Source organism: Rathayibacter sp. VKM Ac-2928 (genome assembly GCF_022815545.1).
GTDB classification, from domain to species: Bacteria; Actinomycetota; Actinomycetes; order Actinomycetales; family Microbacteriaceae; genus Rathayibacter; species Rathayibacter festucae.
This window is the reverse complement of record NZ_JALGRU010000003.1, coordinates 531,035-548,737: the sequence shown is the minus strand read 5'-3', so window position 1 is coordinate 548,737 and position 17,703 is coordinate 531,035. Positions and strand designations below refer to the sequence as shown.

Here is a 17,703-nt window from a genome sequence, read left to right as displayed (position 1 = left end):
GGGCCGGACCTTCGGACCCGTGGTCAGTCGGCGTCGACCGGCGCGGTCGGCTCCGACGCGGGCTGCGGCGTCAGGGTGACCCGCGAGATCCGGTAGCGGTCGGTCTCGGCGACCCGGAGCACGTGGTCGCCGACGACGAGGGTGTCGCCCACGACGGCGACTCGGCCGATGCGGTCGAGCACGTAGCCGCCGACCGTCTCGTAGGGCCCCTCGGGCAGTTCGATGCCGAGCAGCTCCTCCAGGTCCTCGAGGATCATGCCGCCGTCGAGGTCCTGCAGCTGCTCGGCGGCCTTCGCGTCGACGTCCTGGCGCGCGCCGTCGTACTCGTCGTAGATCTCGCCGACGAGCTCCTCCAGCAGGTCCTCGAGGGTGATGATGCCGTCGGTCCCGCCGTACTCGTCGATGACGACCGCGATCTGGTGGCCGTCCTGCCGCATGGTGCGCAGGGCCGCGAGCACCTTCGTCGTGCCGGGGACCGCCAGGATCGGGCGGGTGATGTCGGCGACGCTGCTCGCGGTGCCGTCGCGGCCCGCCTCCGGGAACGCGGCCATCAGGTCGCGCACGTGCACGAAGCCCAGGACGTCGTCGCGGTTCTCGCCGACCACCGGGTAGCGCGAGTGCGGCCGGCCGAGCACCTCCGCGTAGCCCTCGGCGACGGGCAGATCGCCGCGGAGGAAGTCGACGTCCGGCCGCGGGCGCATCACCTCGGCGACCCGCCGGTCGTCGGCGCGGAAGACGTCGGCGAGCAGCTGTCGGCTGTCCTCGGCGATCTCGGTGTTGCTCGAGATCATGTCGCGCACCTCGTCCGCCGAGACGCTCTCGCCCTTCTCGCGCGGGTCGGCGCCGAGGAGGCGGACCACCGCATCGGTGGAGACCGACAGCAGCCAGATGATCGGGCGCATCAGGCGGGCGAGGGTGTTGAGCGGCGGGGCGAGCACCTTGGTGAAGGCGACCGACTTCTGCATGGCGAGGCGCTTGGGCACCAGCTCGCCGAGCACGAGCGAGAGGTAGGCGATGACGAGGGTCATCAGGATCAGCGCGACGGTCGAGGCTGCGCCGTTCGACAGCCCGAGCGACTCGAGCGGCGGCACGAGGTCCGGCGCGATCGTCGAGGCGCCGTACGCGGAGGAGAAGAAGCCGGCGAGCGTCACGCCGATCTGCACGGCCGAGAGGAAGGTGTTCGGGTTCCGCACCAGCTCGGCGATGCGCCGGCCGCGCTCGCTGCCCGCCTCGATCGCGCGCACCTGGCTCTCGCGGAGGCTGACGATCGCCATCTCGGTGCCCGCGAACACCCCGCCGATGAGCACGAACAGCACGACGAGGCCGATGTTGAGGAGGGTGTCCAGATCCACGGTGCTCAGAGTACGGACGTCCGCTCGGAGAACGCCTCGCGCCCTCTCAGGCGGCGGGCCGCGTCCGCACCCGCCGTCACTCCTCAGAAGTTGCGGTAGTCGCGCCCGACTACCGCACCTTCTGGAGGGTGGGTGGCGGAAGGCGGCGCGGTCAGGCGTCGGCCGGGCGGACGCCGATCGTCAGGATGAGGTTCGCGTAGATGCGGCGGTCGCCGCTGGCGATGGTGAGGGCGACGTCGTCGGTGCGGGCCTCGGCGTAGAAGGCGTGGCGCTCGACCGAGGCGAAGGGGACGCCGTCGAGGGTGGCGCGGAAGGCGTCCTGCGCGGGCACGTCGAGGCCGGGCGCGGGAGTCATCACGGTCGCCTCCTCGACGACGATCGCGGTCAGCAGCGCCTCGAGGATCTCGTCGACGGTGAGCGTGTCCGGGCGCAGGTTGAGGTGCACGAGCGCGGAGTTCTTCCCGAGCGTGGTGCCGACCGGGTAGTTGCCGTCGGCGATCAGGATCCGGGAGCCGTGGCCGGCGCGGGCGAGCGCGTGCAGGATCTCGGGGTGCAGGAGGGTCGTGGTCAGCATGGTGCTCCTCGGTGAGGGGGTGGATGTCAGTGGTGGACGTGGGCGACGGAGGCGCCGGCGATCAGCCGGCCCGGAAGGGTGCGCGTCTCGAACGGCTCGGGGCTGCCGTCGAGCCGGCGCTCGATCAGCGCGGCGGCCTCGGCGGCGATGGCGTCGGTCGGCTGCTCGACGATGGTCAGCCGCGGTCGCACGACCCTCGCGAGCTCGACGGTGTCGAAGCCGACGATCGAGAGGTCGGCGGGCAGGCGCAGGCCGGAGTCGCCGAGCGCGGTCAGCGCGCCGACGGTCAGCTCGCGGTTGCTCGCGAAGACGGCGGTCGGCCGGTCGCGGCGGGCGAGGATCCGCTCCATCGAGGCGATGCCGCTCTCGACGCTCAGCGGGCCGAGCTCGACCTCGGCCGGCCCGAGGCCGCGGGAGGCGAGCTCGTCGAGGACGCCCGCGGTGCGCTCCCGGGTGGTCGACACGTCCGGATCGCCGCCGAGCACCGCGATCGCGCGGTGGCCGTGGTCGGCGAGGTGCCGGGCGGCGGAGGCGCCGGCCGCGCGGTTGTCGAGAACCACGCGATCGGTCTCGAGCTCGTCGTCGACCCAGTCCACCGTCACCACGGGAGTGCCCTGCTCGGAGGCGCTGCGAAGCGCGTCGACGTCTCCCCGGGTCGGGACGGCGACGATCCCGTCCACCATCTTCTCGAGCAGCAGCCCGACGGCGGCGCCCGGCTCGGGCAGGCTGACGCCGATCAGCACGCCGATGCCGTCGCCGCGCAGGGCCCGCTCGAGTCCGGCGATGATCGACAGGTGGAACTCGTTGTCGAGCGCCGGCAGCAGCACGCCCACCGTGCGGGAGCGCCGCGAGCGCAGGCCGCGCGCGAAGCCGTTGACGCGGAAGTCGAGCCGCTCGGCCGCCGCCTCGATCGCGGCGGCGTTCTCGGGGCGCACCGGCAGGCCGTTGTAGTGCTTCGAGATCGTCGAGAGCGACAGCCCGGTCAGCCGCTGCAGGTCCTTGTACGTCGCCATCTCAGAGCGCAGGGGAGCCGTAGCCGTCCCAGCCGGGGATCGTGCCGTCGGCGTCCCAGAGGTCGAGCCAGTCCGCGCTGCCAGGCCAGAGGAAGACCTGACCCTTGATCAGCCGGTTGTTGCGCTCGGCGCCGCGCAGCGACTCCTGCTCGGCGGCGGTGAGGGCGAGCGACGCGGCGGCGAGATTGGCCTCGATCTGCTCGGGCTTCACCGCGAACGGGATCGGGATCTGGCCGCGGTTGACGGCCCAGGCGAGGCAGACGACGACCGGGTGCACGCCGCGCTCGCGGGCGATGGCCTGCACGGCGGGGTGCTCGATGTCGACGAGGTCGCCGTCGACGCGGTCGCGCTCGGGGCGGGACGGCGAGCCCAGCGGCGAGTAGCCGATCGGCTGGATGCCGTGATCGAGGCAGTAGCGGAACAGCTCCGGCTGCTGGAAGCAGGGGTGCAGCTCCATCTCGTTCAGCGCGGGCGCGATGCGGACGTCGGCGAGGATCCGCTCGAGCTTCGCGATCGTGACGTTCGAGGTACCGAGGTGCCGGACCAGACCGCGGTCGACGAGCGACTCGAGCGCCGCCCAGGTGCGCAGGAACGCGGCGTGCTCGTAGGGGCGCGCCTCCGGGTCGCGGGCGTCGGTCTCGGCGTGCGGCGGGTGGTGGTTGGGGAAGGGCCAGTGCACGAAGACGGCGTCGAGCACGTCCAGGCCGAGGTCCTCGAGCGAGCGCTCGACCGAGGCGACGGCGGCCTCGGGCTCGTGCGCGTCGTTCCAGATCTTCGACATCACGAAGAGATCGTCGCGGGGCACTCCGGAGTCGGCGATCGCCCGGCCGACGCGCGGCTCGTTGCCGTACACGGTGGCGCAGTCGAGCAGGCGGAAGCCGGCGCGGAGCGAGTGCTCGACGGCGAGGCCGACCGTCTCGGCGTCGTAGCGGTCGGAGCCGAAGGTGCCGGCGCCGATCGCGGGGATGCGGCGGCCGCTCGCGAGGATGCGGTGCGCCGGCGGGGCAGCGGTGATGCTGGCGGCGGTGTCGGCGGCGTCCATGCCACTCCTCGGGGTCGTGAGGCGAAACGATTCGCAGCCAGCCTAGGTGCATCCCCGGTCATTGCGACAGCGCCGGGAGGCGAAACGACGCGAATCGTTTCGCCTCCCGGCGTCGGCGGCCGCGCGCGCTACTTGCCGGTCACCGCGTCCTTGACGGCGCCGACCGCCTTCTCGACGATGTTCGGCTTCGGCGAGGTGCCGTAGAAGCGCTCGTCCGGCTGGGTGGGCGGCGGCATCGGCACGCCGTCGTCGGGGCTCGCCGTGCGGTAGCTGAACTCGCCCTTGCCGTCGGGCGTGGGTCCGGACGCCCAGCTGCCCTCGGCGGCCGCGGCGCCGTCCGAGAAGTTGATGTACTCGTACGACACCGAGCGCTCCTCCTTCGAGAGCGGGAAGTTCGAGGGCACCGGCAGGTCCTCCGCGCCCTCCGCGCGCAGCTCGGCGGCGGCGGCGATCCACTGGTTCTGGTGCATCGTGTCGCGGGCCAGGAGGAACGAGAGCAGGTCCCGCACGCCGTGGTCGTCGGTCATGTGGTACAGCCGCGCGACCTGCAGGCGGCCCTGCATCTCGGCGTTCGCGTTGGCGGTGAAGTCGGCCAGCAGGTTGCCGCTCGCCGTGATGTACGAGCCCTGCCAGGGGTTGCCGTTGCTGTCGACGGGGCGGACGCCCGCGCCGGCGACGATCGCGGCCTGGATGTCGGTGCCGCCGATGACCGCGCCGAGAACCGGGTCCTTCTTGATGGCGTCCTCGGACTGCTCGACGGGCGCCTTCTCGAGCAGCTGGGCGATCATGATCGCGATCATCTCGACGTGGCCGAACTCCTCCGCGCCGATGCCGTAGAGCAGGTCGCGGTACTTGCCGGGCTCGTGGGCGTTCCAGGCCTGGAAGCCGTACTGCATGGCGACGGTGATCTCGCCGTACTGTCCGCCGAGCACCTCCTGGAACCGGCGGGCGAAGACGGCGTCGGGCTTGGAGGGGGAGGACTTGAACTGGAGCTCTTGACGGTGGAAGAACATGCGGTCGTACCTTTCCGGGAGCAGTCGGTGCGGACCTCGTCGCCCGCCCTTCGACGGTAGGCAGGGCACTTCGGCGCTCAGAAGGGGCTTGACCTCTCCTGCCGCTGCTCCCGGATCGGACCTGTCGGCGCTCCCGGATCGGACCAGTCGCGCTTCCGGATCAGACCAGGCGGCGCGACTCCGCCGTCACCACGCGGAACCAGCGGGCGCCGTAGCCGTCGATGCCGACGGTGACCGTGCCGTCGTCGCCGATCGGCTGCGACTCGCCGCCGAGGGAGTCGACCAGGCGCGACCCCGGCTCCGAGTCGGGGAGCGTGATCGTCACGGTGCGCGGGCTCGAGGCGAAGCTGTGCACGGCGACGGTCGTCCCGGTCGACGCGGACATCCGGTGCGCGAAGACGCAGGACTGGTCGGCCGGGAGGTGGGTGTACTCGCCCCAGCCGATCTCGGGGGAGCGGCGGTAGAGCCAGGCGAGGCCCTTGATGTGCGCGAGCAGCGATCCGGGGTCGCGGAGCTGCGCGGCGGCGTTGACGTGCTCCGGGCCGAAGCCGCCGACGGGCGGGGCCGCGATCAGGTCGCCGGGCTCGGCGCGCGAGAAGCCGCCGTTCGCGGCGGAGGTCCACTGCATCGGCGTGCGGACGCCGCTGCGGCCGGGGATGTCGGCGTTCTCGCCCATCCCGATCTCCTCGCCGTAGTAGAGGACGGGCGAGCCCGGCAGCGAGAACAGGAGGCTGTAGACCATCCGGATGCGGCGCGGGTCGCCGTCGAGCATCGGCGGGAGGCGGCGCACGATGCCGCGGCCGTGGATCCGCTGCGACTCCTCCGGCGCGAACGCGGCGAAGACCTCGTCGCGCTCGTCGTCGGTGAGCTGCGAGAGGGTCAGCTCGTCGTGGTTGCGGACGAAGTTCGCCCACTGGCTGCCGACCGAGATCGGCGGGCGGCTCGCGATCGCCTCGACGAGCGGCGTCGCGTCCTCCCGTGCGAGCGCCAGGTAGAGGCGCTGATTGCCGATGAAGTCGAACTGCATCGACAGCTCGTCGGCGTCCTCGCCGCCGAAGAAGGCGAGCTGCTCGTCGCGGGTGGTGTTGACCTCACCGAGGAGCATCGCCTCGCCCGAGCGGCGGCTGATGAAGCGGCGCAGCAGGCGCAGCCACTCGTGCTCGTCGCGGGCACCCGGCTCGATCAGGTAGGGCACCGCGTCGACGCGGAAGCCGTCGACCCCGAGCTGCAGCCAGAAGCCGACCAGCTTCGCGATCTCGTCGCGCACCGCCGGGTTGTCGGTGTTGAGGTCCGGCTGGTGCCGGTAGAAGTTGTGCAGGTAGTACTGCCCGGCCTGCTCGTCGAAGAACCAGACGCCGTCCTCGACGTCCGGGAAGACGTTGGCCGGCTGGTCGGCCGGCGGCTCGTCGCGCCAGACGTAGTAGTCGCGGTAGGGGCTGTCGGGGGAGGAGCGCGCCGCCTGGAACCACGGGTGCTGGTCGCTGGTGTGGTTGACGACGAGGTCGACGATGACGCGCATCCCGCGGTCGTGCGCGGTGCGGATCACCTCGACGACGTCGCCGTGGTGGCCGTAGCGCTCGTCGACGCCGTAGAAGTCGCTGATGTCGTAGCCGTTGTCCTTGCCGGGCGAGGAGTAGAACGGCGCGAGCCAGAGGCAGCCGACGCCGAGCTCGGCGAGGTAGTCGATCCGGTGCGCGAGGCCCTCGAGGTCGCCGACGCCGTCGTCGTCCCAGTCCATGAAGGTCTTGACGTCGAGGTTGTAGTAGACGGCGGCGCGCCACCACAGGTCGCTGGTGTCGGTGACCCTCATGCGGACGCCTCCGTGGTGGCGCGGGCGGGTGCGGGGGCGGTGCCGCCGGCGAGGGCGGTGGGGGCGGTGGGGGCGAGGGGGGTCATGGCGCTCCGGGGTCGGGTCGGGGAGGGTCGCCCTCGACGCTAGATGCGCGGTGGATCTGCGTCTGCTCGTTGATTTCTCAGGAAGCGGGTGGCGGTCCAGTGCTGAGGTGGGATCCGCTCGCGACGCCGGCGATGTCCGCGGTGAGCAGCGCCACCTGCTCGGCGGCCTCCTCGTGCGTCATCGGGCGGCCCGGGACGCCGGGCCGCGTCTGCCACGGCAGCGGACCGTCGGCGCGGCGGTACTCGACCCCGAAGGCGTCGAGCCGGGTCAGGTGGTGCGCCAGACGGATCCCGAAGTCCTCCGTGTCGCGGTGCGCGCCCGACCAGAGCGCCTCCGCGAGCGCGCAGAGCCGGGGGAAGGCGAGGTAGTCGAGGACGCGCGGGGAGTCGGCGTGCTCGGTCCAGAGGTTCCCCTGCCCGCCGAGGACGTGCCGGGCCTGCTCGGCGGTCAGCTCCGGCGGGACCGGGTCGAAGGCGAGGACGTCGGCGACCGTCGTGACGGTGGACACCGGGATCGGCTCCGACGCCGCCTCGGACTGCCGGTGGTCGAGGTAGACGGTGTCCTCCGGGCAGGCGATCACGTCGTGGCCGGCCCGGGCCGCCGCCACCGCCCCCACCCGTCCCCGCCAGGACAGCACCGTCGCGCCGGGTGCGAGACCGCCCTCGAGGATCTCGTCCCAGCCGAGCAGGCGGCGCCCGCGCCGGGCGAGGTGCGCGCCGATGCGCCCGACGAACCAGCTCTGCAGCGCGTTCTCGTCCGGGATCCCCAGCTCGCGCATCCGCTCCTGCGTGCGGGCGTCGGCCGCCCACTGGTCCTTCGGGCACTCGTCGCCGCCGATGTGGACGTACGGGGAGGGGAACAGCTCGATCACCTCGTCGAGCACGTGCTCGAGGAACTCGATCGTGCTCTCCTCGACGTTGAAGACGTTCGTGCTGACGCCCCACTCCGTCCAGGTCTCGAGCGGCGTGCCCCGCACCCCCAGCTCCGGGTAGGCGGCGAGGGCGGCCTGCGCGTGGCCGGGCAGCTCGATCTCGGGGACGACGGTGACGCCACGCGCCGCGGCGTAGGCGACGATCTCGCGGATGTCGTCCCGGCGGTAGTAGCCGCCGTGCGGCCGGTCGTCCTGCCCCGCGGTCGGGCCTGCGCCCACCTGGGACCGCCGCCGCCAGGCACCCGCCTCGGTGAGCCGCGGGTAGCGCGGAATCTCCAGGCGCCAGCCCTGGTCGTCGGTGAGGTGCAGGTGCAGCACGGTCAGGCGGTGCAGGGCCAGCAGGTCGATGACGCGCAGCACCTCGCGGACGGGCAGGAAGTGCCGGGCGACATCGAGCAGCATCCCGCGCCAGGCGAAGCGCGGCTCGTCCTCGATCGTCACGGCCGGCACCGCCCAGCGGACCCCGGGCAGGGGAGCGGACCGGTGGACCGCCGGCGGCAGCAGCTGGAGCAGCGTCTGCACGCCGTGCAGTGCGCCCGCCGTGCCCGCCGCGCTGAGGACGACCGAGCGGTCGTCGACGCGGAGGCGGTAGCCCTCGGGCGGGAGCGCCGGATCGAGCGCGAGCCGGATGCCGGCCGTCGCCTGGTCGCCGCACTCGAGCGCGAGTCCGGTCGCCCGGCCGACCGTGGCGCGGAGCAGCCGCGCGGCTCCGGCGAGGGCCTCCGGGCAGGCGATCCGCGTGCTCGTGGAGAGCACGAACTCGCCGGTCTCCGGGCGCAGCGAGCGGGGTCGGGGGAGGAGGGGCGGCACGGCGGTCTCCGTTCTGCGCGGGGGATGCGACTCTTCGCGCCTGTCAGTGAAGCCTCGTTGACAGGGGTTCGCAAGGGTTCTTTACTAACTCCGTCGCAACTGGCGCAGGATCCCGGATCGCGCCGCGGCACCCATACGGAGGAGAGAGCTGTGGCCTGGAAGAACGTGGTCGGGAAGTACGCATCGGTGCGGCGCCGGGCGGTCGCCCTCGGCGCCCTGAGCGTCGCGGGCGTGCTCCTGCTCACCTCCTGCACGACCAGCGACGGCGGGCCGGACGGGGCGCGCGAGGAGGGCCGGACACTCACCGTCTGGAGCATGGACGGCGACTACTCGCCCGAGACCCTCGCCGCCGTCGAGGAGCGCTTCACGAAGGCCACCGGCGCGGAGGTCGACGTGCAGGTGCAGACCTGGGAGGGGATCGCCACCAAGGTCTCGACGGCGCTCGCGACCGACTCCCCGCCGGACGTCCTCGACATCGGCAACACCCAGGTCGCCGGCTACGCCGCGAACGGCGGGCTCCTCGACCTGACGGAGCACCGGGACGAGCTCGCGCAGGGGCAGACCTGGCTCGACGGCCTCGTCGACCCGGCGACGTTCGACGGGCACCTCTTCGCCGTCCCCGGCTTCGCGGGCGCGCGGGCCGTCGTCTACAGCAAGAAGCTCTGGGCCGAGGCGGGCGTGATGACCCTCCCCACCAGCTACCAGGAGCTCACCGCCGCGCTCGACAAGGTGAAGGCCGCGCACACCGGCACCCCCGACTTCTCGGCCTTCTACCTCCCGGGGCAGTACTGGTACGCGGGGCTGCAGTTCGTCTGGGACGCGGGCGGCCGGATCGCGATGCAGGACGGCGACACCTGGTGGTCCGCGCTCAGCTCGAGGGCCTCGCGGTCCGGTCTCGAGGCGTTCAAGGAGTTCCAGAACGCCTACTCCAGCGCCTCCTCGGCGACGCTGAACACCCTCGACCCCGACCAGAACCAGATCTTCGCCGACGGCAAGACCTCCGCGATCCTGACCACCGGCGTCGCCGGCGTCCTGAAGGCGAACCCGGAGCTGTCGGAGGACGAGCTCGGGACCTTCCCGATGCCGGGCGTCGACGGCGGCACGCAGCCGGTGGTGCTCGGCGGCTCGAACTGGGCGGTCGCCGCCAAGTCGCGGAACGCCGACCTCGCCCGGCAGTGGATCGCCGTCGCCACGAGCCCCGAGGTGCAGCGCGACTTCGTCCACGGCGTGGACGGCTGGATCCCGAACAGCCGGGAGGGGATCGAGGCGGCGCAGTCCGACCTGAGCGAGATCGAGCGCGCGTTCTTCACCGCCGCGCTGACCTCGGAGTCCGTGCCGGCCAACCCGAAGTGGGCCGCGATCGAGAGCAACCGGGAGATCGAGTCGCTGTTCTCCTCGATCGCCTCGGGCGCGAAGAGCGTGCAGGAGGCGTCGGAGGAGTTCGACGCCGCCGCCGACGACACGCTCAACGGCCACTAGGCCGGCCGGGCGATCGCGCGATGTCCACCGCCCCGGCCGCCGCCCCCGCCACCGCCCCACCCCGCCCGGGGACGGCGGCCCGCCGCGCCCGGCGCCGCTCCTCGCTCGCCCCGCTGCTGCTGCTCTCCCCGGCCGGGCTGGTGCTCGCGGGCGTGACGATCGCCCCGATCGTCTTCCTCGTCCTCACCTCCTTCACCGACTACGACCAGCGCAGCCTGTTCACCGGTGCCTACGACGTGGTCGGGCTCGCGCAGTACGCCGACATCCTCGGCGACCCGGAGTTCTGGCTCGCGCTGGTGCGCACCCTCGTCTTCACGAGCGCTCTCGTCGCGGGCAGCGTGCTGATCGGCGCGGGGATGTCGCACTTGCTGACCCGGCTGCCGGCGGCCCTGCGCCTGCTCACGACCGTGGTGCTGATCCTCGCCTGGGCGATGCCGAACGTCGCCTCCTCGCTGATCTGGCGCTGGCTGTTCCAGCCGCAGTACGGCGTCGTCAACTGGCTGCTCACCCGGACGGGGCTGGTCGGCGATCTGACCAGCACGAACTGGGCCGCCGACCCGCGGCTCGCCTGGGTCTGCATCTGGCTCCTCGTCGTCTGGCAGGCCGTGCCCTTCCTCGCCCTCACCCTGCACGCCGCCGAGACGCAGGTGCCGATCGAGCGCAAGGAGGCCGCGCGGCTGGACGGCGCCTCCGAGCTCGCGGTCTACCGGGTCGTCGTGCTCCCCGCACTCCGGCCGACCCTGCTGCTCGTGACGATGCTCTCGGTGATCTGGGACTTCAACGTCTTCAACCAGATCTGGCTCGTCTCCGCCGGCGGGCCCGATGGCGCCACGTCCACGCTCGGCGTCTTCACCTTCACGACGGCGTTCTCGGGCGGCGCTCGGATCGGCACCGGCTCCGCCATCGCCGTGGCGTCGACGCTGATCCTGCTCGCCCTGAGCGCGGTCTACATCCGGACCCTCGTCCGCTCCGGAGAGGAGCTCTGACCGTGACCGCGACCTCGACCTCGACCGCGACCTCGACCTCGACCTCGACCCGGCGCCGGCTGCGGCGCTACCCCTGGATCAGCTCGGCGATCGCGGTGCTGTTCTGCCTGCTCTGGCTCTTCCCCGTCTACTGGATGGTCAACACGGCCTTCAAGCCGCAGTCCGAGATGCTCAGCTCCACCCCGCACTTCCTCCCCGAGTCGCCGACCCTGGACAACTTCGTCCGGGCGCTCACCCAGGGCGACTTCCTGCGCCACCTGCAGAACTCGGTCGTGGTGGTGGGCGCCGCGGTCGCCTTCGCGATGGTGCTCGGGCTGTTCGCGGCGGCGGCGCTGGCGCGGTTCCGCTTCCGGGGCCGGCGGGCGATCCTGGTCCTGCTCCTCGTCGTGCAGATGCTCCCGGCGACGGCGCTGCTCCTGCCGCAGTTCCTGCTCCTGAACGCGGTCGACCTGATCGGGACCTCCGCGGGTCTCGCCCTCGCCTACGTGGCGGGCGTGCTGCCGTTCTCGATCTGGGTGATGCGCGGATTCTTCCTCGCGCTCCCCGTCGAGCTCGACGAGGCGGCGCGCCTGGACGGCGCCTCGACCTGGCAGCTGCTCACCCGCGTCCTCTTCCCGCTGGTGATGCCCGGCATCGTCTCGAGCAGCGTCTTCGCCTTCATCGCCGGCTGGAACGACTACATCGTCGCCTACACGTTCCTGAAGGATCAGGCCCGGTACACGCTCCCCGTCTGGCTCGCGTCCTTCAGCACCGCATCGGGCGGGCAGGTGGGGACGGACTACGGCGGGCAGATGGCCGGGGCCGTGCTCTTCTCGCTCCCGGTGGTCGTGTTCTTCCTGATCATCCAGCGTAATCTCGTGTCCGGGATGTCGGCCGGCGCCGTCAAGGGCTGAGCCGGTCACGGGCTGAGATGAAGGACCATGGGCCAGCTGCGCGTCACCGAGAAGGCACTGCCGTCGCACAACCGCCGGCACAACCGCTCGCTCGTCCTCCAGCGCCTCTTCCACGACGGTGAGATGAGCAGGGCGGATCTCGCCCGGATCAGCGGTCTCACCGCGGTCACGATCTCCGATCTGGTCGGCGAGCTGCACTCGGAGGGGCTGCTGCTCGACCTCGGTCCCCGCGTCGACGCCCGGGTGGGCAAGCCCGCGCTGGTGATCGCCTTCGACCACGGGGCGCGGAGCATCGTCGGCCTCGACCTCTCGGCGGAGGCCGAGTGCACCGGCGCCCTGGTCAGCCTGCGCGGCGAGATCCGGGAGCACCGCCGGCTCGCCCGCGACGGCGCGTCCGGGGCGGACGCGGTCGAGCTCGCCCTCGGCCTCGCGGCCGAGCTGATCGCCTCGTCCCAGGCGCCGGTCCTCGGGATCGGGATCGGCTCACCGGGGGTCGTCGACCACGGCGGAGTCGTGCGCGAGGCCCCCAATCTCGGCTGGCGGGGCCTCGATCTGCGGCGCGTCTTCGCCGAGCGGTTCGGTCTGCCCGTGCACGTCGCGAACGACGCCAACACGGCCGCCCTGGCCGTGCACACCTTCCACCGCGGCGGGGGAGCGAACCTGCTGCTCGTGCTGCTCGGCGACGGCGTCGGGGCCGGACTGATCATCGGCGGTTCCCTCGTCGAGGGCGATCAGTTCACCGGCGGCGAGATCGGCCACGTCGTCATCGACGAGGACGGTGAGCAGTGCTCGTGCGGGCGGCGGGGCTGCCTCGAGTCCGCGGTGTCCGTCGCGCACCTCGGCCCGCGGCTCGCGGCGGCCTCGGCTCCGGAGCAGGAGCGGCTGCTGCGCCGGGCCGGCCGGTCGCTCGGGATCGCGCTGGCGCCGATCGTCGCCGTGCTCGGGATCGACGCGGTCGTCCTCGCCGGTCCGGAGCGCTTCGTCGAGGGGGTCCTGCTCGAGGAGGCGCGCGCGACCATCGCCCGACGCACCCTGCCCGCCGTCACCCGCGAGCTGCGGATGGAGTCCCGCACGGACCCCGGCGAGCTCGTCCTGCAGGGCGCCGCGGCGCTCGTGCTGAGCCACGAGCTCGGCATCTCCTAGCGGCCGGCCTGGTCCTCGAACGTCGTCGCACCGGGCGCCGAGGACGACGACGTCCTCCGATTCCTCAGAAATTGTCGTACTCGAGCGCCGAGTACGACAACTTTCGGAGAGTGGCGGGGCGTCGGCCGGTGCGCGCGCGGGTCAGTCGCGCGCGCGGCGGGTCTGCTTCGCGTTCGCGCGCTGGAGGGCGTCGACGAGCTCGGCCTTCGTCATGCGCGAGCGGCCGGAGACGTCGAGGCGCTTCGCGAGGTCGAGCAGGTGCGCCTTGGTGGCGTTCGCGTCGACTCCGCCGGCCGTGTCGCCGTCGCCGTCGGGGCCGCGCTGGGCGGCGCGGTCGTCGGAGGGGCCGCTCTCGGCCTTGCGCTCCCAGTGGTCGCCGACCTTCTCGTACTCGTGCTTCAGCGCGGCGAACGCGGTGCGGTGCGCGCGCTCACCCTCGCCGTAGCTGTCGACGGCCGAGTCGTGCGCGGCCGACCACAGCTTCTGCGCGTGCTCGTCCGACCGCTCGATCGTCGACGGGATCTCCTCCTTGGCGGGCATGCTGCCTCCCTCTCGTCCCTTCGACGCTACCCCCGCCGTCCCCCTCCGCGAGATGCCACTTGTGCACGCCTTTCACGGCGTGTCGCGTACACAAGTGGCATCTCGCGGGAGGAAGCAAGGGGGTCAGCCGAGGAGGCGGTCCTGGACGAAGGCGCTGGCGAAGCGGTCAGTGGGGTCCCAGGCGGAGCGGAGGGTGCGCCACTCGTCGAGGTGCGGGTAGAGCGGGGCGATGTCGGCGGCGGTCGCGAGGAAGTGCTTGCCCCAGTGCGGGCGAGCGCCGAGCGGGAGCAGCGCGGCCTCGACGGCGGGCAGCACGGCGTCGACGCCGGCGCGGTCCTTCTTGAAGGTGAAGTGGATGCCGACGCTGTCGCGACCGGAGGCGGGGGAGAGCCACTGGTCGTCGCCGGCCATGGTGCGCAGCTCGGTGATCAGCAGGACCTCGTCGATCCGCTCGCCGATCGCGCGCAGGGCGACGAGCGCCTCGCGGATGTTCTCGCGCGGCACCATGTACTCGCTCTGGATCTCGTCGCCGGCGCTGGGCTCGCGGTCGAGGCGGAAGTGCGGCAGGCGCTCCGACCACGGGCCGACGGAGCCGCCGAACGGGTTGAGGTTCGAGTCGACGCCCTCCGAGACGGCGAACAGCGAGGCGGAGGCGGCGACCGCACCGAGGTGCGTCGCGTCGACGTCGGCGACCGAGCCCTGCTCGACCTTGGTCTTCAGCCAGAGCTGCTCGACGGTGGGGCTCGACCAGTGCGTCATCAGGCTCACGCTGTAGGCGGAGGAAGTGATCGCATCGAAGTCGTCGAGCACGCGGTCCCAGGGCAGGTCGACGAACGCGTCCTGGCGGACGTCGAAGGTCGGCTGGATGTCGAGGGTCACCCGGGTGACGACGCCGAAGGCGCCGAGGCCGACGACGACGCCCTCGAAGCCGGGCTCGCCGCGGCGGATCGTGCGCAGCGAGCCGTCGGCCGTGACCAGCTCGAGCGCCGAGACGGCGGAGGAGAGGTTGGCGTTGCGGTCGCCCGAGCCGTGGGTGCCGGTCGAGATGGCGCCGGCCACCGAGATGTGCGGGAGCGAGCCCATGTTGTGCAGGGCGTAGCCGTTGCTGTGCAGGTGCGAGGCGACGATGCCGTAGCGGGTGGCGCCGCCGACGGTGACGGTGCTCGCGTCGGCGTCGATCACCGGGTCGGGGGCGATGCGGCCGAGGTGCAGCAGTGCCCCCGGGGTGTCGGGGAGGGCGTTGAAGGAGTGGCGGGTGCCGAGCGCGCGGACCCGCTCGTTCCCGCGGACGAGGTTCTGCACCTCGTCGATCGACTCCGGCTCGAGGATGTCGGCGGCGCGGTACTCGTAGGTGCCCGCCCAGTTGCTCCGTTGCGTCATGTCCCCATTCTGTCGGGCCCGCCGCCGGTTTGTTGCCAGGTGCAACGAATTAACGGCGAGCCCTCGGCGGCGAGCGTCCAGCGAGCGTGCAGTGGCGCTCAGTACTCGACGCGTCCGTGGCGGTCGTGGAACTCGCCGGTCGGGCCGTCCGGGCCGAGCAGGGCGAGCGCGACGGTCGCGTCGGTGCCCTCGGTGACGGTCTGGTGCCCGCCGTGGCCGTTGAAGTCGGTCGCGGTGTAGCCGGGGTCGCTCGCGTTGATCCGGAACTCGGGCAGGTTCTTCGCGTACTGCACGGTCAGGGTGATCACCGCGGCCTTCGAGGCGGCGTAGGGGATCGCGGGCACGCCGAACTCGTCGCGGCCGGGCGTGACGAGGGCGCGCGGCCAGCCGACTCCGGAGGAGACGTTGACGACGACGGGCGCGGCCGAGCGGCGCAGCAGCGGCAGCGCGGCCTGGGTGACGCGGACGATGCCGACGACGTTCGTCTCGAGGACGCTCGCCATCGCCTCCGCCGAGAGGTCGTCGACGCCGAAGGAGGTGCCGAGGATCCCGGCGTTGTTGATGAGGACGTCGAGGGCGGGGAGCGAGGCGAGGGCCGCGTCGACGCTCGCCTGGTCGGTCACGTCGAGCTGGACGACCTGGGCGCCGAGCGCCCGGGCGGCGTCGCCGTTGGCGGGGTCGCGCATGCCGGCGTACACGGTGTGGCCGGCCTCGATCAGGCGGCGGGCGGTCTCGAGGCCGAGGCTCTTGTTGGCCCCGGTGATCAGTGTCGTTGTCATGGCTCCATGCTCCGCCCCGGCGCCTCCTCCGCCCAGGCCCCGGTTGACGGGAGGACCAGCAGTACCAGGACCGCCTCGCCCCCGCGGGGGATCATGGTGGGCATGAGCGAATTCGCGGACGTCCTCCGCTCCTGGCGCGAGCGCGTGACGCCCGCCGAGGTGGGCCTGCCCGCCGGACCGAGCCGCCGGACGGCGGGCCTGCGCCGCGAGGAGCTCGCCGCGCTGGCGGGTGTGAGCGTCGACTACATCGTGCGGCTGGAGCAGGGCCGGGCCGTGCACCCGTCGGCGCAGCTGCTCGGCGCGCTGGCCTGCGCGCTGCGGGTGACGGAGGCGGAGCGCGACCATCTCTACCGGGTCGCGGGGGTCGCGCCGCCGACCGCGACGCAGGTGCCGCAGCACATCACCCCGGGCGTGCAGCGGATCGTCGACCGCTGCGGCGACGTGCCGCTGGCCGTCTTCAGTGCGGCGCACGACATCCTGCTCTGGAACCCGCTCTGGGCGGCGCTGAACGGCGACCCCTCGCGGCGCACGGGCCTGGACCGCAACCTGGTCTGGCGCTACTTCACCCAGGGGCACGAGGGCACCGAGTTCGACGACCAGCACGCCGAGGACTTCGCCAACGATCTGGCGGCGGATCTGCGCGCGGCGGTGGGCCGCTACCCCGACGACGCGGCGCTCGCGCACCTGGTGGCGCGGCTGCGGGCGACCTCGCCCGACTTCGAGCGGCGCTGGGCCGTGGCCCGGGTCGCCGAGCACCGCTCCAGCCGGAAGACCGTCACCTCGACGCCGGTCGGGCCGATCACCATCGACTGCGATGTGCTCGCGGTGCCGGGCGGCGATCTGCGGATCGTGATCTACACGGCGACGCCCGGCTCGACCGATCAGACGCGGCTCGATCTGCTCCGGGTCACGGGGCTGCAGGAGCTCGTGGCGCACTGACCGGCCCGGCCGACCGGTCTGCAGGGGTGCTGGCGCCGAGCCGGTGCCGGCGCTCGATCGCCTGGCCCGCGTAGCCCGCGGCGACGATCAGCGCGGCGCCGACCGCCCCGAGCGGGCCGATCGCCTCGCCCGCGACGACGACGCCGACGAGCAGCGCCCAGACCGGCTCGGTGCCCATCAGGATGCTGGCGCGCGCCGCCGAGGTGCGCCGGACCGCCCAGAGCTGGACGACGAAGGCGAAGACCGAGCAGAGCACCCCGAGGAAGAGGACGCCGGCCCAGCCGCCGGCGTCGAGCGCGCGGGCGGCGGCGGGCAGGTCCGGCCCGGCGAGGAGCGAGAAGACGGTGGCGCAGACGACCAGCTGCACGAGGACCACGCCGAGCGAGCCCTCCGTGCGCCCGCGGACGAGCCGGGCGCTGGCCGTGACGTGCACGGCGCGCACCACGGCCGCCGCGAGCACGAGCGCGTCGCCCCAGGTCGGGGTGCGCAGACCGCCGTCCGAGACGAGCAGGGCGACTCCGACCACGGCCGCGACGGCGGTGACGAAGAAGGAGCGCGGCAGCCAGGAGCGCGAGGCGAGGCCCTCCAGCGCGGGGGTCAGTACCAGGGCGAGGCTGATCAGCAGGCCCGCGTTCGTGGCCGAGGTGAGGTGGACGCCCCAGGTCTCGAGCCCGATGATCGCGGCCTGCGAGGCGCCGAGGAGGGCGGCGACGGCGAGACCGCGACCGCGGGGGAGGTGCTCCCGGCGGGCGAGGCAGAGCAGGGCGAGCGCGGCGGCGGCGGTGAGGAAGCGCAGCGCGACGGTCGACGGGACGCCGATGTCGGCGGCGACGTCCTTCGCGGCGACGAAGCTCGCGCCCCAGACGGCGGCGACGGCGAGCAGCAGCAGGTCGACGGCGAGGTCGGGGCGGGAGCGGAGGGGCACGGGGACA

At 72.8% G+C, this 17,703-nt stretch carries 16 protein-coding genes; 5 read left to right on the top strand and 11 right to left on the bottom strand.

What is annotated here, in order from left to right; translation table 11 throughout:
* Positions 1-23: 23 nt before the first annotated feature.
* The 7 genes from MT350_RS13980 to MT350_RS13950 all read right to left on the bottom strand — a co-directional run bounded on the left by MT350_RS13980 (position 24) and on the right by MT350_RS13950 (position 8,632).
* On the bottom strand, positions 24-1,352 hold the full coding sequence (locus MT350_RS13980; RefSeq protein WP_243600673.1) for a hemolysin family protein: 1,329 nt from the start codon (positions 1,350-1,352) through the stop codon (positions 24-26).
* A gap of 151 nt (positions 1,353-1,503) precedes the next feature.
* A complete protein-coding gene (locus MT350_RS13975; RefSeq protein WP_243600672.1) occupies positions 1,504-1,926 on the bottom strand; it encodes an RbsD/FucU family protein in 423 nt (140 codons plus the stop codon).
* Positions 1,927-1,952: 26 nt separating this feature from the next.
* A complete protein-coding gene (locus tag MT350_RS13970; RefSeq protein ID WP_123448108.1) occupies positions 1,953-2,939 on the bottom strand; it encodes a LacI family DNA-binding transcriptional regulator in 987 nt (328 codons plus the stop codon).
* A gap of 1 nt (position 2,940) precedes the next feature.
* Positions 2,941-3,981 (bottom strand): aldo/keto reductase, encoded by a 1,041-nt coding sequence (locus MT350_RS13965; protein WP_243600671.1) that lies wholly within the window; start codon positions 3,979-3,981, stop codon positions 2,941-2,943.
* 128 nt (positions 3,982-4,109) lie between these two features.
* A complete protein-coding gene (locus MT350_RS13960; protein ID WP_173251111.1) occupies positions 4,110-4,994 on the bottom strand; it encodes a manganese catalase family protein in 885 nt (294 codons plus the stop codon).
* Between the two features lie 160 nt (positions 4,995-5,154).
* Entirely contained in the window at positions 5,155-6,804 is a 1,650-nt protein-coding gene (locus MT350_RS13955; protein WP_243600670.1) for an alpha-amylase family protein, read from the bottom strand.
* Positions 6,805-6,967: 163 nt separating this feature from the next.
* Entirely contained in the window at positions 6,968-8,632 is a 1,665-nt protein-coding gene (locus tag MT350_RS13950) for a beta-N-acetylhexosaminidase (RefSeq protein WP_243600669.1), read from the bottom strand.
* Between the two features lie 150 nt (positions 8,633-8,782).
* On the opposite strand from MT350_RS13950, the gene MT350_RS13945 reads away from it, so the two are divergent.
* Genes MT350_RS13945 through MT350_RS13930 form a run of 4 tightly spaced genes read left to right on the top strand, consistent with a single transcriptional unit; the run spans position 8,783 to position 13,133 of the window.
* Entirely contained in the window at positions 8,783-10,111 is a 1,329-nt protein-coding gene (locus MT350_RS13945) for an extracellular solute-binding protein (RefSeq protein ID WP_243600668.1), read from the top strand.
* Positions 10,112-10,131: 20 nt separating this feature from the next.
* Positions 10,132-11,097 (top strand): carbohydrate ABC transporter permease, encoded by a 966-nt coding sequence (locus MT350_RS13940; RefSeq protein WP_243587951.1) that lies wholly within the window; start codon positions 10,132-10,134, stop codon positions 11,095-11,097.
* A 2-nt stretch (positions 11,098-11,099) separates the two neighbouring features.
* Positions 11,100-11,990 (top strand): carbohydrate ABC transporter permease, encoded by an 891-nt coding sequence (locus tag MT350_RS13935; protein WP_243600667.1) that lies wholly within the window; start codon positions 11,100-11,102, stop codon positions 11,988-11,990.
* A gap of 27 nt (positions 11,991-12,017) precedes the next feature.
* Positions 12,018-13,133, top strand: coding sequence for an ROK family transcriptional regulator (locus MT350_RS13930; RefSeq protein WP_123736429.1), 1,116 nt, complete (start codon positions 12,018-12,020; stop codon positions 13,131-13,133).
* A gap of 141 nt (positions 13,134-13,274) precedes the next feature.
* On the opposite strand, the gene MT350_RS13925 is transcribed toward MT350_RS13930, so the two are convergent.
* From MT350_RS13925 to MT350_RS13915, 3 genes are all read right to left on the bottom strand, one after another.
* Positions 13,275-13,673: a ChaB family protein gene (locus MT350_RS13925; RefSeq protein WP_123706382.1), complete on the bottom strand. Its 399-nt coding sequence runs from the start codon at positions 13,671-13,673 to the stop codon at positions 13,275-13,277.
* Positions 13,674-13,796: 123 nt separating this feature from the next.
* Entirely contained in the window at positions 13,797-15,053 is a 1,257-nt protein-coding gene (locus MT350_RS13920; protein WP_243616157.1) for a D-arabinono-1,4-lactone oxidase, read from the bottom strand.
* A gap of 98 nt (positions 15,054-15,151) precedes the next feature.
* Positions 15,152-15,832, bottom strand: coding sequence for an SDR family NAD(P)-dependent oxidoreductase (locus tag MT350_RS13915; RefSeq protein ID WP_243616156.1), 681 nt, complete (start codon positions 15,830-15,832; stop codon positions 15,152-15,154).
* Positions 15,833-15,934: 102 nt separating this feature from the next.
* On the opposite strand from MT350_RS13915, the gene MT350_RS13910 reads away from it, so the two are divergent.
* Positions 15,935-16,771, top strand: a complete 837-nt coding sequence (locus MT350_RS13910; RefSeq protein WP_243616155.1) for a helix-turn-helix transcriptional regulator — start codon at positions 15,935-15,937, stop codon at positions 16,769-16,771.
* Here MT350_RS13910 and MT350_RS13905 read toward each other — a convergent pair.
* Positions 16,740-17,696: a DMT family transporter gene (locus tag MT350_RS13905; RefSeq protein WP_243616154.1), complete on the bottom strand. Its 957-nt coding sequence runs from the start codon at positions 17,694-17,696 to the stop codon at positions 16,740-16,742. The genes MT350_RS13910 and MT350_RS13905 overlap by 32 nt on opposite strands.
* Positions 17,697-17,703: the final 7 nt, after the last annotated feature.

Coding starts and splice junctions, on each gene's coding strand:
- MT350_RS13965 (WP_243600671.1), bottom strand. CDS start 3,981: ATGGACGCCGCCGACACCGCCGCCAGCATCACCGCTGCCCCGCCGGCG.
- MT350_RS13940 (WP_243587951.1), top strand. CDS start 10,132: ATGTCCACCGCCCCGGCCGCCGCCCCCGCCACCGCCCCACCCCGCCCG.
- MT350_RS13975 (WP_243600672.1), bottom strand. CDS start 1,926: ATGCTGACCACGACCCTCCTGCACCCCGAGATCCTGCACGCGCTCGCC.
- MT350_RS13955 (WP_243600670.1), bottom strand. CDS start 6,804: ATGAGGGTCACCGACACCAGCGACCTGTGGTGGCGCGCCGCCGTCTAC.
- MT350_RS13925 (WP_123706382.1), bottom strand. CDS start 13,673: ATGCCCGCCAAGGAGGAGATCCCGTCGACGATCGAGCGGTCGGACGAG.
- MT350_RS13960 (WP_173251111.1), bottom strand. CDS start 4,994: ATGTTCTTCCACCGTCAAGAGCTCCAGTTCAAGTCCTCCCCCTCCAAG.
- MT350_RS13930 (WP_123736429.1), top strand. CDS start 12,018: ATGGGCCAGCTGCGCGTCACCGAGAAGGCACTGCCGTCGCACAACCGC.
- MT350_RS13920 (WP_243616157.1), bottom strand. CDS start 15,053: ATGACGCAACGGAGCAACTGGGCGGGCACCTACGAGTACCGCGCCGCC.
- MT350_RS13915 (WP_243616156.1), bottom strand. CDS start 15,832: ATGACAACGACACTGATCACCGGGGCCAACAAGAGCCTCGGCCTCGAG.
- MT350_RS13910 (WP_243616155.1), top strand. CDS start 15,935: ATGAGCGAATTCGCGGACGTCCTCCGCTCCTGGCGCGAGCGCGTGACG.
- MT350_RS13970 (WP_123448108.1), bottom strand. CDS start 2,939: ATGGCGACGTACAAGGACCTGCAGCGGCTGACCGGGCTGTCGCTCTCG.